The organism is Candidatus Poriferisodalis sp. (genome assembly GCF_965208485.1).
Taxonomy (GTDB): Bacteria; Actinomycetota; Acidimicrobiia; order Acidimicrobiales; family Poriferisodalaceae; genus Poriferisodalis.
Genome location: NZ_OZ242344.1, coordinates 3,611,880 through 3,629,781, shown reverse-complemented (window position 1 = coordinate 3,629,781; position 17,902 = coordinate 3,611,880). Strand labels below are relative to the sequence as shown.

10 protein-coding genes are annotated in these 17,902 nt (G+C 68.2%); 5 read left to right on the top strand and 5 right to left on the bottom strand.

Annotated features, from left to right (window positions below; all coding sequences use genetic code 11):
- The first annotated feature begins 41 nt into the window (after positions 1-41).
- Positions 42-1,061: a glycosyltransferase family 2 protein gene (locus tag ACOGXQ_RS16885; protein ID WP_419944769.1), complete on the top strand. Its 1,020-nt coding sequence runs from the start codon at positions 42-44 to the stop codon at positions 1,059-1,061.
- Here ACOGXQ_RS16885 and ACOGXQ_RS16880 read toward each other — a convergent pair.
- A complete protein-coding gene (locus ACOGXQ_RS16880; RefSeq protein WP_419944768.1) occupies positions 975-2,597 on the bottom strand; it encodes an O-antigen ligase family protein in 1,623 nt (540 codons plus the stop codon). The genes ACOGXQ_RS16885 and ACOGXQ_RS16880 overlap by 87 nt on opposite strands.
- A 188-nt stretch (positions 2,598-2,785) precedes the next feature.
- Here ACOGXQ_RS16880 and ACOGXQ_RS16875 point away from each other — a divergent pair, with 188 nt between their 5' ends.
- The 3 genes from ACOGXQ_RS16875 to ACOGXQ_RS16865 are packed head-to-tail and all read left to right on the top strand — an operon-like array spanning position 2,786 to position 6,834.
- Entirely contained in the window at positions 2,786-5,170 is a 2,385-nt protein-coding gene (locus ACOGXQ_RS16875; protein WP_419944767.1) for a family 16 glycosylhydrolase, read from the top strand.
- Between the two features lie 36 nt (positions 5,171-5,206).
- Positions 5,207-6,049, top strand: a complete 843-nt coding sequence (locus tag ACOGXQ_RS16870) for an ABC transporter permease (protein WP_419944766.1) — start codon at positions 5,207-5,209, stop codon at positions 6,047-6,049.
- Positions 6,046-6,834, top strand: coding sequence for an ABC transporter ATP-binding protein (locus tag ACOGXQ_RS16865; RefSeq protein ID WP_419944765.1), 789 nt, complete (start codon positions 6,046-6,048; stop codon positions 6,832-6,834). Before ACOGXQ_RS16870 ends, ACOGXQ_RS16865 begins: the two co-directional genes overlap by 4 nt.
- 72 nt (positions 6,835-6,906) lie before the next feature.
- Here ACOGXQ_RS16865 and ACOGXQ_RS16860 read toward each other — a convergent pair whose 3' ends face one another.
- A complete protein-coding gene (locus ACOGXQ_RS16860; protein WP_419944764.1) occupies positions 6,907-10,227 on the bottom strand; it encodes a glycosyltransferase in 3,321 nt (1,106 codons plus the stop codon).
- A 75-nt stretch (positions 10,228-10,302) separates the two neighbouring features.
- Between ACOGXQ_RS16860 and ftsH the strand changes: the two genes are divergently transcribed.
- Positions 10,303-12,390, top strand: a complete 2,088-nt coding sequence (gene ftsH, locus ACOGXQ_RS16855; RefSeq protein ID WP_419944763.1) for an ATP-dependent zinc metalloprotease FtsH — start codon at positions 10,303-10,305, stop codon at positions 12,388-12,390.
- Between the two features lie 14 nt (positions 12,391-12,404).
- Here ftsH and ACOGXQ_RS16850 read toward each other — a convergent pair whose 3' ends face one another.
- From ACOGXQ_RS16850 to ACOGXQ_RS16840, 3 genes are read right to left on the bottom strand one after another with little or no spacing between them, the layout of a single operon-like run.
- The gene (locus ACOGXQ_RS16850; RefSeq protein WP_419944762.1) at positions 12,405-12,824 is read right to left on the bottom strand and encodes a TlpA family protein disulfide reductase; all 420 of its coding nucleotides are present in this window, start codon (positions 12,822-12,824) and stop codon (positions 12,405-12,407) included.
- A 7-nt stretch (positions 12,825-12,831) separates the two neighbouring features.
- Positions 12,832-14,538: a hypothetical protein gene (locus ACOGXQ_RS16845; RefSeq protein ID WP_419944761.1), complete on the bottom strand. Its 1,707-nt coding sequence runs from the start codon at positions 14,536-14,538 to the stop codon at positions 12,832-12,834.
- A complete protein-coding gene (locus tag ACOGXQ_RS16840) occupies positions 14,535-17,897 on the bottom strand; it encodes a glycosyltransferase family 2 protein (protein WP_419944760.1) in 3,363 nt (1,120 codons plus the stop codon). The genes ACOGXQ_RS16845 and ACOGXQ_RS16840 overlap by 4 nt, the downstream gene beginning before the upstream one ends.
- Positions 17,898-17,902 lie beyond the last annotated feature (5 nt).

The window sequence follows — 17,902 nt, the reverse complement described above, 5'->3', positions numbered from 1 at the left end:
GCGGATGCCGCTTCGGCGGCAGAGCATTAACCTCCTCCGCCATGGGTCGACCCGCGGGCGAGGGCGCGGCTCCCGCGTCCCTCCTGCGCTTGGTCCAGATGCTGGGCTTGGATCCTCAGGAGTCCGAACAGCTCGCGGCGCTGGTGACGCCGACGCCTCCCCTGCCGACGTTCACGGCGATCGTCCGCACCCAAGGTCACCGCCCGCGATCTCTGCTGGAGGCCGTTGGCTCGCTGGCCGCGCAGACGTGGACCCATTTCGACATGGTTGTGGCCGTGCACGAAGCGCCACATGTCGCAGCGAGAGTCGAGTCAGAACTGAACGCAGCCGCAGGCGCCGCGCCCGCCGACTACCGCGTCCTGCACGTCAGCGAGGGGGGCACACGGACCAAGCCACTCAACGCCGGTCTCGATGCGGCCGAGGGTGATTACGTGTGCTTCCTCGACGACGATGACCTGGCCGAGCCGAACTGGCTCGCCGTGTTCGCCGGCGGTGCGGCTGACGCCCCGGGCCAGATCATCCGGGCCCGCACGGCACGCCAGCCTTGGCTGGCCTCTGACACCGGGGAGCCACAGACTCCAGCCGGGCCTGTGGAGTACGTCTACCCGCCAACGTTCGATCAACTCGCGCACTTCTCGTACAGCGAGACGCCGATTTGCTCGCTCGCGCTGCCCAGAGCGGCGCTCAACAGCTTCGGCCTGCGCTTCGACGAAGAACTGACCGTCTGTGAGGACTGGGACCTGCTCGTCCGCGCCTCACTGGTCCTCGGGGTGCACTGCGTGGCCGAGGTCACGTCGCTGTACCGGCGCAGCAACGGTGGGAACTCTGAGATCAAGGCCAACCGGCAGTACTGGCACCGCAACAGGACCCAAGTGATCGAGAAGATCGCCAGCCAGCCGTTCGTGCTCGACGGCCCTTCGGCCCGCCGGCTGGCCGACGCGCACTTCGACTACGGCGGCGGCCCCAGCGAGCGTCTAGAGCACATCAGCACCCGCGACCTGCTGGCCGCTTTGCCGGGGCGCCTGCGCGCCCGGTTGGCGAAGTCTCTGAGGCTGCGCTGAGACCGTTCCACGGCGCAGCGCCGCAGCCAGCAGCAGCACCCAGATGTGGGAGAACCACAGCACGAAGCTCTCGGCCAGGTTCTCGACGAGCACGAACACCGAGAGCGCCGCCCACATCCAAGCGTCGACCGACGGCCGTCGCCAGAGGCTGCTACCCGAGTTGACCGCCGCCAGCATCGCGAGCGCCACCAGCGGCAGAACGCCCAGCAGTCCCAGGCCGAGTGCGGTCTCCACCAGGCTGCTGTGAGCACTTCCCCGCTGAAGAAGCACATGCTCCTGGACCAGCTCCGGCACCTCCCAGAACGCGAAGAACCCGTGGCCGCCCCACGGCCTCTCCTGCACGCGGTCCCAGGCGAGGCGCCAGATGGCGCGGCGCTGCGCGAACGTGGGAACGTCCCAGACCGCGGCCGCGGCGGTCGCACCGGCAACCGCCATCACCACAGCCCCACCAGCCAACGCAGCCCAACGCTTCTTGGATCCCACGCGGCACGGCCCCGCCACCCGAGTTGCAGCCAGACCGAGCGCCGAAGCGACCGCCAGCGCGACCGCCAGCGCCGACCAAGCTGTGCGGCTGCCGGCGCCAGCCATGGTGACCAGCGACACCGCCACGAGCGCTGCGCCGCCGACCCGTCTCCACGAGACCGAGCCGAGCGCTGCGCCGCCGACGGACGTCGAGGCCGGGACCGGCCGACCGTGCCGGATGCTGCCACCGGTGCGCGCTCGCGGCGGCAAGCGGCGCGGCCGGGGGATCGCCGATCCCGCCAGCAGCCATCTCAAACCGACGATGACTCCCATGGCGGCCATGGGCGCCAACGAGTTGCGGTTCGTGTAGACGCCGATCCAATTGCCTTGGTGATCGACGCCCTCCTCGCGCAAGAGCGCGATCACAGCCAAGCTGCCCCCCACTGCGACGCTCGTCACCAAGACGAGCATCTTGGCCAGCTCGTCGTCGCTGAATCCGGCCAGGGTCAGCGCCAACAGCGCCAGGCCGAGATAGACCGCCGACCGCCACAGGGTTGCGCTCGGATACACGCTCCAGAGGCTGGACGCGACTGCCGCGGCGGAATACCAGCCAAGTGCAAGCAGCCCAGCCCGCGACAGCGTCGCCCGTCGCAGATCCTCCTCGACCGGGTGTTGCTGCGCCAGTCGCACGTTCGGGCCAGTCGGGCCAGCGGGGTATCCACTCGGGTGTCGGTCGGCCCAGGCGAGCACTGCCGAGGCTGCCGCCGCGCCCGCGAAGAAGGGCCAGACCGCCCAGTCGTTCCAATGCGCCGACCGGCCCAGCACCCCCGTTACGAATCGCAGGACTGGCCCATTGCTGAGAACCAGCAGCAGCACTGTGCCGACCGCGACCCGCCACGCACGGCCCGAGGCGGGCGTCATGTCGGACGGAGCGCCTTCGGAGGACAACGGCGCCGATATGGAGACAGCCTTGCCACGCGATCGGCCGGGGCGGGTGAGAGCGCTGCTTGACGGCGAACTCCATCCTGTGCGGTCCAGTGCGCCGCCCAGTGCCAGAACTCGGCTGGACTGCACACACGCGAAACCCTAGTCGGCTCAGCCGGATGGGCAGCCGGCCAAGGGCGTCCAGTTCGGTCAGCGGCGCCTGCGAGCCATGCCAGTGGCCTTCGCCAAGACGCGAAGCGCCGTCGGCTCACCGCGTCGTTTGACGGCGGGCCAAGTCGTCCCGCAGGCGGTCGCTTGCCCGTGGGTACAGTGCCGCCATGGGACAGAATGCTTTAGGCACACTCCTTGTGGCACTGGCATCTGGCGCGGCGCTGACGTCTGGCGCGGCAGGCGCGAACTCGGGCGGGGCGCGCTGGCCCTCAGCCATGAACGACTGCACAGACGCCACCGCGGTGGTCGTCGCCTCCGACCTCGCCGCACAGTCCGACGTGTACAGCGCCGTCACGCTCGCCGGCGTGCTCGACACGAACTGTCTCATCGACGCAGGCGCACGCGACCAGCCCATGCCCTCCACGTCCGCGACGATGCTCGACGCCGCCAGCACCAACGTCTACGTGGTGGGAGGCACCTCAGCGCTGCCCGACTCCAAGCTGCACACGCGCAGCGTGCACCGCATCGCAGGAACGGACCGGTGGGCCACCGCCCGAGCCGTGGGACAAGTCGCCGCAGACATCGCCGCCGGCAACACCATCGCCTTCACACACATCAACGCACCCGTCGCGGCGCTGTCGCCTGCCGCGGCGGGCGCGAACTCGGGCGGGGCGCGCTGGCCCTCAGCCATGAACGACTGCACAGACGCCACCGCGGTGGTCGTCGCCTCCGACCTCGCCGCACAGTCCGACGTGTACAGCGCCGTCACGCTCGCCGGCGTGCTCGACACGAACTGTCTCATCGACGCAGGCGCACGCGACCAGCCCATGCCCCGCACGTCCGCGACGATGCTCGACGCCGCCAGCACCAACGTCTACGTGGTGGGAGGCACCTCAGCGCTGCCCGACTCCAAGCTGCACACGCGCAGCGTGCACCGCATCGCAGGAACGGACCGGTGGGCCACCGCCCGAGCCGTGGGACAAGTCGCCGCAGACATCGCCGCCGGCAACACCATCGCCTTCACACACATCAACGCACCCACACACCCCATCGACGTGCAGGTCAGCAACGCGAATCCGACCGTCGGCGACGATCTCGTCGTCATCGCCACGGCGACCGATGACGACGGTGCTCCTCTGTGCGGCGCCGAGTTGCAGTTCTTCATCGACGGCGAGAGTCAGGGCACCGCCACCACCGACTGCGAAGGGAGGGCGACATTCACCTACGACACGCCCTTCGGGTCACCGAACGAGGGTGGCTACGACTCCATTCAGGTCATCGTTGCGTCCACAGAGGCGGCCTCGCGCCCTCAAGGCGTGTTCTGGATGCCTCCGGAATCGCGTCGCATCACCATCTCAGTGAGTCCTGACGCATCGCACTCGAGTGCCGCCAGAACCATCACCGCGCGTGCGTTCGATGATGAGAATCCGATCGCGTTCCGGATAGTTGAGCTCTACATTGACGGCACCCTGACCGGCCGCGCCGCGACCAATGGCGAGGGTCTCGTCCAGTTCACGCACACGGCGCCGGTCCACGGCCCGTTCGATCTGGCCAAGGTCGCGTTGAACGCCGATCGCAGTGTGGTGAGCAACGAAGTGCTCATCAGCTGGCCCATGAAGACGAAGGGGGCCGACCACCGCAACGACTGGGCGCTCGTGTGGTCAGACGAGTTCACTGGCGCCTCTCTGAACCCGTCGAAGTGGACTGTCAGCAACAACTGCCCGCCGGTGTATCTGGCTTGCGACACCGACCGGCCCGAGAACGTCTACGTCTCCGACGGCCTGCTGCATCTGCGAACCCTGCGCGAGCCGTACGCGGGCGCCAACACGTGGAAGGGAAGCGGCAACCAGTTCGGTCCGCTCACGAACTACACGCCGGGACAACACCAGCGCAAGGACTTCACCTCTGGACGGGTGGACAGCAACGCGAGCTTCACCTACGGGCGATTCGAAATGCTCGGAAAGCTGCCCCAAGGGCACGGGACGTTCTTTGCCTACTGGCTGAAGCCACGCGACACGCCCTACGGCAGCGGCGCGGCCGGCGGGGAAATTGACATCGCCGAGGGGGCCAACATCAACGTGACCAACGACGGCAGGGTTGGCATTGACGCTCAGCCTCCCGGGCCGGGATGGGGAGTTCATCACGTCGTCCACATGGGATACCCCTTCACCAACCCGTTCTCGCTGACGAATCTCCCCGTCAATCCGGCTGAGTCGTTCCATCTCTACGCAGTCGAGTGGGACACCGCCTCGATCCGCTTCTACGTGGACGACACGCGGGTCCTGACCGTGCCGCAAAGCGACTGGTTCGCACAGACACGGGGCAGCGACGAGCCGGTGGACAATCCCAATGCACCGTTCGACGTGCCCTTCTACATCGTCATCAACAACACGGTCGGCAACTGGGCGTTGGAGACTTGGCCGGGCAATCGAGTGCCTGACAGCACGGTGTTCCCTGCGGAGTTCGCTGTGGACTACATGAGGGTCTACGAATGCCGACCGCCGTCGGGCACGAGCGTCGCCGGACCCGGACAAGGCTGCGAGACGCCCTGAGGTGACCCCGCGTTCACCCTAGGATCCTCCGCGACTATGGCGGTGCAGCGCGGCCCCTCCGCTCGGCTTCCGAGGCTGTCGCCGGCGGCCCGTACCGGCGCGGGTCTGGTCCGCAGCTTCGCCGAGCGCGAGACCAAGGCGCTCTACAAGCGCAACCTGCTGGGCTGGCTGTGGTCGCTTCTCAAGCCGCTGACGACGGTGGCGGTGTACAGCCTGGTGTTCGGCGTGATCTACCGGGCTGCCGCGCCTGTCACCGCCAATGGCCAGGCCGAGGTATTCGCGCTCTATCTGTTCTCCGGGCTGGTGGTGTGGAACATCTTCTACGCCATCGTCAACGGCGCCATGCGCTGGATGGAAGGCGTGAGCGAGCTGCGCAAGAAGATCTACTTCCCGACGGAGACAGCGATCATCGGGGGCGCAGTCGCCACACTGCTGCAGAGCAGCCTGGAGGCGCTGGTGCTCGTGGTGATCATGGCCGCGCTGGCCAACGTGTCCTGGACGGTGCTGTTCCTGCCGGTGGCGATGCTGCTGGTCGCCATGTTCGCCCTCGGGCTGGGCTTCGCGGCCTCGATCGTCAACGTCCGCTACCGGGACATCCAGCACCTCACCGCCATCGTGTTGAGCGTGGCGTTCTTCATGGTGCCGATCGTCTACACCCCCGACATCGTGCCGGCGCGGGCCTACGGGCTGCCGGTGGCGCGGATCGTCGAGCTCAACCCCCTCAACTCGGTGATCGCCGTGGCCCGGGACGCGGTCTACTTCCTCGAGATGCCCGATCCGGCCGACCTGGCGGTGGCCGCGGCATGGGCGTTCGGCGCGTTCGCCATCGGCCTCGCCTTCTTCCGCCGCCGCTCGATGGCGATCAGCGAGGAGCCGTGAGCGAAACGCCGGGGACCGCCCCGTCCGCCGTCGAGGTCTTCGAGGTGTCGAAGCGCTTCCGGCTGGAGCTGAACCGGCCGACCTCGGTCAAAGAGGCGGTGCTGCGCTTCGGCCGCCGCGACGTCAGGCACCTGTGGGCGCTGCGCGACGTGTCGCTGTCCATCGACAAGGGCTCCTTCTTCGGCCTCGTCGGACACAACGGCAGCGGCAAGTCCACGCTGCTGCGGCTCATGGCAGGGATCCACCGCCCCACCAGCGGCCGGATCGCGGCGCAGGGTCGGCTGTCGGCCCTGCTAGAGCTCGGGTCCGGATTCCATCCTGAACTGACCGGGCGCGAGAACGTGTTCCTCAACGGCGCCATGCTCGGTCTCGGCCGGCGCCAGATGGCCGCCGCTATGGACGACATCATCGACTTCAGCGGGATCGGCGACCAGATCGACGCTCCGGTGAAGATCTACTCGAGCGGGATGTACATGCGCCTCGGCTTCTCAGTCGCCGTGAACGTCGAACCCGAGGTGCTGCTCGTCGACGAGGTGATCGCCGTCGGAGACGAGGAATTCCAGCAGCGATGCCTTCACCACATGGAGAAGCTCCGCCGCGGCGGCACGACCATCATCCTGGTCTCGCACGACGCCGCCTTGGTGCGCCGACTGTGCGACCGCGTCGGCTGGCTGGACGGAGGATGCCTCCGCGCGGTGGGAGACCCCGGCGAGGTGCTGGACTCCTACCTTGCCCACTCCGCCGAAGCCGATGGCGCCCAGCGCGTCGGCGCCGACCTGTCCTGATGCTCGGCACACCCCGATGGCGTGCCGAGGCTGCTGTCGTCCCAAGGCGAATCCGCCATCCTCCCAAGACGATCACCGCTGGGCAGCTTCAGCAGCCGACGGCGCGGGGTCGGCGTCGTACGCGCCGGCCCCGGCCCGGTGGCGGATGCGCCAGATGTCCGTGACAACCCCGAGCGACTGCGCAACCAAGCGGACCGTGGTGTCCGCAGTGTGGTCGACCGCCACGGGAACCTCGGTCGCCGTCAAGCCGAGGTGCTCGACGAGGTGGAGCACCTCGACATCGAAGGCGAAGCCATCGATGACGCAGCGGCCGAAGATCGTCTGTGCTGCCTCTGCCGTGAAGCCCTTGAAGCCGCATTGGGTGTCTCGATAACGGCTCAGCAGCACGACTCGCGTGAACACATTGAACAGGCGGCTCGCGAGCGCTCTCGCGGGAGGCGCAGGGCTGATCGTGCGCGCCTCCGCATGACGCCGGTTGCCGAGCGCGACATCTGCACCTGCGTCCAGCGCATCAATCAGCGAGGTCAGCTGACCGGGCGGGTATGCCAGATCGACATCAGTGAACAGGCGGCGGCGCCCGCTCGCCGCGAGCATTCCGGTTCGCACTGCCGCACCCTTGCCGCGATTCTGATCGAGCGATACGACGAGGTCTGCGCCAGCTTGCCGAGCCGCTTCCGCGGTCCCATCGGTGGACCCGTCGTCCACCACCACGATCTCAAGGTCGCCGCCCAGCGCTTCGTTGCCGCGCAGAGCCGCATTGACATGCTGCACCGCCCGGCTCACCAGATGTGCAGACTGGTAGGCCGGCAGCACAACCGACACCGCTGGCCGCGCACGGTCGCCCTCCGCGGAGAGTGGGCCGTCGGCTGTGCCGGATTGCGCCGACGCTGCGTCGAACTGCGTGGCGCGTCGAGCTTCGGCGGCCCGGCGTCCCTCGAATAGTGCCGGCGGCCGGACCGCAACGAGCGCCAGCGCCGCGAGTCCGATGAGCGTCGTCATCCAAGCGAGGTACTCCACCGCAGTGGCGCCATAGGTGAGCACGACGTCGTGACCCGCAGGGATCACCACCATCCAGTTCGGCGTGACCCGGAAGGGACCCTCGGCGCCTTCGACCGACCAATTCGGGAAGTAGGACATCTTGACCAGCACCGGCACACCGGGCTCGTCGACAGAGAACGACAGCCGCTCCCTGCCGATTTTGACGTCGCTGACCTGGACCGGCGGCAGCGCTCGCCGCGGTGCTGCGCTGAATCTCGCCAGCGAGGCCGGCGGGGAACCGTCAGGGTCGGGCGGCGGGAGCAGCGTCACCCGGGTCCAGTGCTGCGGGCCGTCGACTGCGATGGGCACATCCCACGCCGCCGGTTCGTTCCACCAGATCGCCGCGGGATCGGTCCAGGCTCGACCGGCTGGGGAGACTCCCTCGGCGACAGCCGGCTCGAAGCTCAGCGGCGACACCACGTCGCTGTCAGCCACCAGATAGATCGACCACGGTCCCGACGAGGCAATGAGCTGCAATTCGGTCGAGCTGTTCGCTGCGGCAGTCGCCTCAGCGCTGAACGCTGCGTAGTACCGGACTCCCGACATCTGCAAGTGCGGGACGCCGAGACTGAAGTCGAGGGCGCTGTAGGGCAGGCCGCGCATGGGGCGCGATGGCGCCGCCGACAGTTCCGACTGCATGAGGAAGTGAAACGGCACAGTCGGCGACGACTCGAAGTAGAGGCCCTCCATCGAGGCGATGCAGCCGTCGGTCCATTGCGGCATCAGCATCGGTGCCATCGGCGTGCCGTACGCGCCCACGATGTCGCGGTCGTATTCCCAGAGCAACCGGCCGCACTCGTGCTGGCGGCCCACCTCATCCATGGTCGTGACGAAGTCGTAGTACTCGGGATAGGCCGGGCGTCCCTCGTAGCCGCGGAAGTTCCATTGCGCCCATCCCGAAACGAAGTTGCGGTCTTCCGATGACACCGTGAGCGGACCCCAGCGGTAGGACCCGCCGGCATCGAGGCTGCCGCCGGGAGCATTGCCGAAGCGCAGCAGCAACAGGCCCAGCGCCGCGATGAACGCCACGGCCGACAGGGCCGTCTGCAGCCATCGCACAGACGGAGGCTGCTGCCAGATCGCGCTGCCAGACGATGACGACTCCCGGCGAACCAGGCTTTCGATGAGGAGCCACAGCCCCATGGCTGCCAGCAGGTACAGGGCCAAGTACCAGAAGGGCAGGATGCGCGCGTTCCACAGACGGTGCTGGGGCCAGTGGACGAATCCCATTCCCATGGTGAACGCGATGACGGTCCACGTCAGCGCTGGTCGGTACCAGCGCGCCAAGCCCACCGCGGCGCCGGTGCCTGCGAGCACCAGCAGCCAAGTGATGCTGTGGAATGTCCCGTCGCTGCCGATCTCGTCGGTGAAGAACAGATGCTCCCGCACCGAGACAAGCCGCTCCCAGCCCATGTCGTTCATGAACTCCCGGCGGGCCACAAATGGCACTGTCCAGAAGGCCGACACTGCGCCGCCGATCACCCCGATGACCAGCGCATGCACGCAGCGTCGCCATTCCGCCAGCGCTAGTGCTGCGAAGGCCCCCGCGGGCACCGCGAGACGCCACAGCGGGGATTCGGTGAGATTCCACACGGCTGCCCACAGCAGGATCACTGCAATCGAGGCGCCCATCGTCGGCACCCGGCCGATGCGGCCCGGCAGCGAGTGCAGGCTGCGCACCGCCACCATCCCGACGCTCGCAGCAACGGCGAAGGCGAGCGGAATCGGATGGCAGAGCGCCACGAACGCCAGCACGAAGCTGGCGCGGGCGCGGCCTGTGCCCCGCTCCAGCGAGCGCCAGAGCATGCCGAGGTACACCAGCGTCGCCGACAGCGCGATCGAGAACGCGAACTCCCCCGCCAGAGTCGATGCTGCATTCCCGCCGTAGATCGTGAAGTTCACGTCGAAGACGAACAGCATCAGAGCTACGGGCAGCAGCATTCGCAGTGGCCGTGCCCAGCCTGCCAGCCGGCCCATCAGCCAAGCAGCCGCCGGCATCGAGACGACACCGCTGACCGCCACCAGCTTGAAAGCAACGCCGAAGGGCAGCACCCAGTCGACTGCCACGATCAAGAGGTACGGCACCACCATGTAGAACTGCATGGCAGGCATGCCTGCGTACCACTCGGTTGTCCAGCCGCGCAGCGAGCCCGAGGCCAGGAGCTCGTCCCGCAGGAATGCCGGTCCCCACACATGGGCGCCCATGTCCCCGCCGGTAGGCGTCGCGGCCGAGAAAATCCCAGCCGGGTCGAGCCACAGCAGCACAGCCACGCAGCTCGCCACCACAACCGCGGCTTCGACCCATGCCGCCAGCACCGCCCCTCTGCTGGAAGGGCGCACGGTCACTGCGGCCACCATCGCAGGCTACTGCTGCATCTTGCTCGGAATGCCCGGCTATGGGTTCTGACGGCGCCGCCATAGCATGAACCCATGGCATCCGAGGTGCCCTCCGGAGAGGGGCACTCCCGAGCACGCAAGCCGCGCGGCAGCGAGCCTCCTGACGCGTCGGCCGACGACAGCTCCGACGATGCCCACCGGCACAGTGGCGCATCGGCGTCGGGACCTAGGACGCGGCAGCGAAGCGAACGCTGGCCTCGCTGGTCCATCTGGCTGCTCGCCTTGGTCCTGCTGTCGGTGATGTTCCTGCCCGGCCTGCTGAACAACGAGGACCGCGAGTCCGTCGACTACAGCGTCCTTATCACGCGGGTGCAGGAGGACGACGTTCGCAGCGTCACGATCACCAACGGCACCGGCGAGATCACCGGCGAGTACCGCGACGGCACGAAGTTCTCCTCCGAGGGACCTGTCGAGCTTCCCGAGGACGATCTGCGTCTCTTGCGCGGGCAGGAAGTGGTCATCGAGTTCCACACCGACAAGCCCAACCTGCTGGTCAGCCTGCTGCCGTTCCTGCTGCCGTTCGGCCTGATCTTCCTGTTCTTCTGGTGGATGCAACGCCGTGCCCAAGGGCAGATGTCAGGGATCATGTCGATCGGCCGCAGCAAGGCCAAGACTTACACCACCGAGCGCCCGTCGACGAAGTTCGACGACATCGCCGGCTACGACGGCGTCAAGCAGGAGATCACCGAGATCGTCGGCTTTCTCAAGACGCCGGAACGGTTCACGGCGATCGGCGCCAAGGTCCCCAAGGGCGTGCTGCTGGTCGGCCCTCCCGGCACCGGCAAGACGCTCATCGCCAAGGCGGTGGCCGGCGAGGCGGGCGTCCCGTTCCTGTCGGTGACCGGCTCGGACTTCATGGAGATGTTCGTCGGCGTCGGCGCCAGCCGGGTGCGCGACCTGTTCCAGAGTGCCCGCAAGCTGGGGCGGGCGATCATCTTCATCGACGAGATCGATTCCATCGGCCGCAAGCGCGGAGCAGGGCTCGGCGGCGGTCACGACGAACGCGAGCAGACGCTCAACCAGATGCTGGCCGAGATGGACGGCTTCGAGGAGACCGGCGGCATCGTGATGATGGCTGCGACGAACCGGCCGGACATCTTGGATCCGGCCCTGCTGCGGCCGGGACGATTCGACCGGCAGGTGGTGGTGCCGCTGCCCGAGTACTCCGAACGGCTGGCCATCCTCGAGGTGCATTCGAAGGACAAGAAGACCGACGACGACATGCACTTCGAGTACCTCGCCAAGGGCACGCCCGGCATGAGCGGTGCAGATCTGGCGAACCTGGTCAACGAAGCCGCTCTGCACGCCGTCCGGCGGGAATCCGAGTCGATCGGCTTGGCCGATTTCGAGGCGGCGCGCGACCGGGTGCTGATGGGCCAGCGCCGCGAGTCCGTCGCCCTGACCGAGCGCGAGCGGGAGGTCACGGCTTACCACGAGGGGGGTCACGCGTTGATCGCCACGCTGTTCCCCCATGCCGACCCCGTCCACAAGGTGACGATCCTGCCGACCGGCCAAGCGCTCGGCGTCACCATGCAGCTTCCTGAGGAACGCCACGCATACAGCCAGGAGTACATCGAGGACCGTCTGGCAGTGCTCTTCGGCGGCCGCATGGCAGAGGAGACGGTCTTCGGCGTGACCTCCACCGGCGCTGCGAACGATCTCGTCCAAGGCACCGAGCTGGCCCGCAAGATGGTGTCGGAGTGGGGCATGAGCGATCGGGTGGGACCGATGGCGTGGGGATCCCACGCCCAGGTGTTCCTCGGCGAAGATCTCGTCTCCGGGCGCGACTACTCCGATGAGACAGCCCGGGTCATCGACGAGGAAGTCCAGCGGATCCTGCGCACCCAGCAGGACCGAGCCCGGCGGGCACTCATCGAGCACCGGGGGGCGCTCGACCGGATCGCGGTCGCCTTGCTCGAGTACGAGACGGTTACCGGCTCGCAGATCGCGTTGCTCATTGCCGATCCTGAATCCGGCCAGCCATCGACAGCCGGCAACGGGATGCTCGATGCATCCGATGAGACCGCCGACGCTGGATCCGAGTCCGAAGCCGAGACCGAGCCTCCTGCGGACGTGCCGCTCATCGAACAAGCTGCTCCCCCGCCCCACATCGCTGACTGACCAGCACCTGCCTCTCAACGGCCCACGACTCGGGCGAGTGCGGCAGTCAATCCGGAGACGTCCACGCGACCGATCCAGCCGTCGACGACTTGACCTTCCGCGTCCGCGACCACCGTCGTGGGCACCGTGTCGATGCCGTGGTCTCGGTGCATGCCTCGCTCGCTCGCAAAGGGCACCTCAACGACCGGCACGCCGACGCCGACCGATCCGCTGACGACGGTGACCGCATCGGCACATGTCCGGCACGTCTCCTCTGTGAAGACCACGATTACGGGTCCCGCATCGATGCCCAGCAACGCAAGGTCAACTGCGGCAGGCACGGTCGATTGCGGCATGGTGCCAGCGGCAGAGTCCCAGCCCCGCCGGCGTCGGGCCGCAAAGGCCGCCGCGAGTGCGACAACCGCCAGCACTGCGGCAATCGCGAGTCGTTCCATCAAGGACTCACCACCCCATCGGATGCGCCACGCTGAGGCCGCTGCCGTTGGTCCGGGACTGCCAAAGCAGTGCCCCGAACGGAACATCGGACACCACGAGACGGGTCGAACCACTGGCCAGCCGGTGCGTCACCACACCCGATGCCGGCACGTCGACCGCTGCCACCGTCTCGCCCCCCAGCGTCCCGACGAGAACCCTGCCGTCAGCCGCCGCACCGTCGGGGGCCTCCGCTGCGTCGCCACCCAACGGTGACGGATCTCTCATGATGGTCAGGAACGTCTCGGCGCCCGCTTCGGCGGGAACGACCACGAGCCAGCGCTTGCGCATCCGGCCGATGCCCGGCACCGTCGCCAGACCTGACTGTGCGGTGAGCACCGGGGGGGGAGTCTCTGCGGCCACGCTCTCGAACTCGCCGGAGGGATCGCCGGAACTCGAGGCATCGCCTGGTGCGCCGACGGCTGGCGCCGCATCGTCGCTGGCATCGTCGCTGGTCTCTCCCGTCTGAGCCACCACGGTCACCGAAGAGCCGGCCGAAGCCTCCGCTGCGTCGTCGGCCGGATCCGAGGCGGCCGGAATGTCGGCCAGCGGGCGCGCGGCGGATCCGATCAGGGTTTCCGCCCAGACGACGAAGGGCACACCGTTCTGCCCAGCCACCGAAATGCCGAACGGCGCCCCCGGCGGGGCAAACAAAGCGTCGAGGCCGGGTGCCCGGCCACTCGGAGACTCGACGGTCACCTCGAGCACATCGTGCGATGCCACCGCCAGTGCCACACGGTCGCCGTCGGAACCTGCAACCTTCACCCGCGCAGCAATCTGGGCCACTTCGTCGGACGGGTTGAACACGCGGAGCGTCACATGAGTCGTGTTGTCGATGCCCGCAAGCGGCACGAGCCAGTTCTCGCTGAGGCTGACCGAGCCCAGCTCCGCTGCGAAGCCTCGCCGCCCGACGCTGCCGTCGTAGGACACGAACGAATCCACAGCGATGCGACCTGTACGGGCGTGCACCGACGCTGCCACGACATCGCGGCGTCGCGCGTGCTCACCCACGTTGACCGCCACTGTGCTCCATGCCGGCACCACCACACCGGTCAGCGCCGGCACCACGAACGGCCCGAATTCCGCGTCGGTGGCAAAGGCGAGGTCGACGATCGCGTCCCTCGGCAGCGGATTCATGATCGCGATCACCCCGAGCGCATCGGCCTGGGTGTCGCCGACCGGGACGTACCAACTCGGGGCAAGCACACTCGAGCAGCGGGCCTCGTCCATCCCGAGCGGGGAGGTGAACCTGCGCGTCACCGCGAGACCTCCTGAGGTGGCTTCGACCAACGCGCCGATGATCTCATCGCGCGCGTGGTCGGAAATGTTCACCACACCCGTGCTCAGCGGCGCGACGTCCGCAGTCACGAACTGTCGCCCAGCAGTGCGACCGCGCAGCTCCACTGACACCGACACGGATGTCTCTGTCATGTTGGTGAGCACCAACTCGGAGGCCGTCTCGCCGAAGCCTGGCATCATGGCCCGCATTCCCACAACGGGGCAGAACCAACTCGACGTCAAGGCGCTCGGCGACGGCACCTCAATCTGGGTCAGCGTCCCGAGCTCTTCGATGGCAGCCTCCGCGGACGGCGTGCGGTCGATGCGCCCGTCGACCACCAGCGCTGCGGCCACCGCCAGCGGTATCAGCAGCCTTCCGAACCATCGCAGGACCCTCATTGCCGTCCTGTCCTCACAGGTCCGCCGCCCTGCCGCCGGAGCCGCTGCGCCGCCTCGATCCCTTGGTCGCCCTCCGGGCCGTCCCATGTGTCCACTGCCGTGCCGCCTGAAACGCCGCGCCGCCCCAATCCCCGGACCGCCGCCATGAGGCGGTCGGCCAAGGGCGCGGGCTGGCCGATCGCCACCCAGACGATGGCGAGCCAGATCAGGACTTGAGCCCACAACCGGTTGGTGACAGCAGCCGAGCGCTCGTAGCTGAGCTCTGCCTGACCGGCGTGGGGCGGGTCGAAGCGCATCGCCCAGCCTTGGGCGAGCGTCGGGGAGATCCGGGATTCGGCGATCCGCAGGCGCCAACCCGGGTCATACGTGTCGGCAACCAGGAGCGGACCGGTTCCCACCGAACCGATCTGGCTCGTCGAAGATCGGTAGTCGGTGAGCACGCCGATTCCATCGCTCAGGTCGCTCACTACGAGATCTGTCTGGTCGATGGCGAAACCCGGCCCGATGGGCTGAGAGAATTGCGCCCGCGTCGACCACCAGGCCTCGTTGCGGAACACCTGCACCGACGGATCGACGGCCAGCGGCCGCAGATCGATCTGGGAGGCCAAGGCTTCGGCAGTCTCCGGAGCAATTGGCCGCTCGATGCCTGCGGAGTACGACGGACCCGATCGTTCCACCACAACGACATACCTGATGCCGAACGATCCCAGCAGCCGTCCCATCCGCAGGGTGTCGCCGGCCAGTCCGACCCTGACCGCAGCCAGGAGCCGCTCGTTGCCGGTCGTCCCGGGGGTCGCCCATTGGTGCCGCACATCGGGATAGCCGCGAACCGACGTGCCCGCGGCAAGTCCGTCCATGCCCAGATCCCAGCCGCGCAGCGGCAAGACCTCCGGTGCGCCCAGCCAGAGGACGCGATAGTCGGGTCCGACATCGCGATCGTCGACGAGTCCCAGCGGCACCCGATGGTCGAAAGTCGGCGCGGACCAGTTCCCGTCAAGTGCTGCCCAAGCTGTGGGCAGCACCATCGCCCCTACGGCGATACCGCTGATGAGGACCATCGAGCCGCGCGCGCGCTGCGAGGTGTCGCCGTCCGAAGCCGCCAAGGACGTCGGGCCGACGGCAGCCGCCCAGCAAAGACCTACTGCACCGAGCACCAGGGAGATCTCGGCCAGCGAATCCCCGAGCGGCGCGCCCGCCCACAGGCCATCCGTCCATCCCGCCGTGACGGCCCAAGCCCCGGCGAAGCCCGCCAGCCCGACCAGCCACGCCCGTACCGCCCACCACAACCGGCGCGCCCGCGCGACCAAGAGCGGCACGGCCGCGGCTGCGAGCATCCCCCAGCCGAGCGCCGACTCGCCCAGCGGTCCCGTCTGGAAACGCAGGAGCTCACCGAGCGAGTCCGGCGCAGAGGCGGTCGGGCTGCCCAGCGAGACCTCCAGATAGTCCACCAGCGAATCGAACTCGAGCATCCAAGGAACGTGTGCGAGCACCGCGAGGGCCGCAGCACCGACGACCAGCAGCAGCCCGAGTGCAGGCGTTCCAGGTGACGAGCGGCTGACGGACCGCCTGAGGGTCTCCGCCGCTGCCAGAACCACCGCCGCAGCCGCGCCAAGCAGCACGACAGATGGCTCGAATGCCGCCGCGACGGCGAGCAGCAGCCCGAGCGACGCCACCCGGGCAGATGTCGCTCGCCGGTGCCCGTCTCCCGAAGGGCCAACCTCCGAGGCGCCCATCAAGCGGCTGACGCACAGCACGACCGAGGGTGCGACTCCGTAAGCCAGCAGCACGTCCCAGCGTCCGCTGGCCAGTGCGTTGTAGGGCAAAGGGCAAGATGCGTACAGCGCGAGGGCGTACAGCCGTCCATTGCGGCTGGCCGTCGAGGCGCAGAGCTTCCACATGCCCACCAGGCCGACCACCAGCAGACCCCAGACGGCGATGTGACGCAGCAGCCCGACCGCACCCAGCACGATGAACCCGCCGATGCCCAGCAGACCCATCGCGGGATGGCCGATCCCCGCATCGCCGACCGCGTTGTCGCGCCAACCCTCCAAGTAGGCGCCGAGCATCGTCGATGCGTCAGCGAAGCGCGCGAACTGGCCGTATGCCGGGATGCCGCCGATCAGCAGACCGCGGGACCCGAAGAAGATCCCGCCAAGCACCAGCGCCCAGACCACCCACACCGTGCGGTGCGCGTTGCGTCGCCATGTGCCGAGAATGCTCTCGTCGATCGTGGTACGCGCCGCCAGACCGCCTTCGGGGCTCAGGCGGTAGCGAAACCAATCGGCCACCCGCACCGAGCCGCCCTGCTGCATTCGACGCAAGTCGGCATCCCGCACGCGTCGGCAGCGCTTGGCGGCGCCCCGCAATGAGAACGTGCCCGGAAGCTGCCGCGCATTCCATGCCCACGCCAGCACCACATCGGAGGCCTGAGCGAATCGACCGCGCAGCGCCGCAAAGAGCATCTCACCCAACGCGAGGAACGCTGCGAGCACGACCGTCGGCAGCAGGTACACCCAGCCGTAGCACTTGAGCACGGTTCGCAGCCGAGCTCGATGCTCGTGCTGGCGCACTGAGGGCCCGTGCGCGGCCCGGGGCGGCCCGCTTCGCAGCAGGCCAGTGGCAGTCGGCACGACACGGACCCGCGAGCCGGCGAGATGTATCCGCCAGCACAGGTCGACCGCGGCGCCGTCGCCATCGAGGTGCGCGTCGAAGCCGCCGACCATGCGGAACACGTCCTCTCTCACCAGCATGGCTTCGGTCGGGGCCACGAAGACATCGCGGGCTCCGTCGTGCTGGGCTTGGTCCAACTCGCCTTGGTTCGCGATCGGAATCCTCACGCCGAGCCGGTCCGCAGTACCGCCCAGGTCACACAGCGTCATGCCGTCGTCGGCATCCAGCAGCTTGGGACCCGCGACGCCGACGACCCGGCCCGAGGCGTCCTCGGCACTTTCGACATCCTCGATCAGGACGCTGATGGCATCCGGCGCCAGCGCGACATGATCTGTGAGGAACAGGAGATAGTCGGCCCCCCGGACCAGCGACGCACCCCGGTTGTTCAGAGCGCCGGAGCGATGCCGGTGAGACCCACGGCGCAGATGGCTGCTGGACGACACGCGGTTCGCGACCGCGGCGGTGGGCAGCACTTCTCGGACCCGACGGCCTTGGGGCCTCTCGGCGTCGCAGAGCACCAAGACGGCAAGGCGGGTGTAGTCCTGCGCCGCCAATGTCCGCAAGGCCGCCTCTGTGTCGGACCATCGATCTCCTGCGGTGACGATCGCCGCCACCGCAGGCAGTGAGGCCAATGCTGGGAGGTCTGCGACGTCCGGCTGCATCGCCCTCGCCGAAGGATCCGAGTTCATCGCGA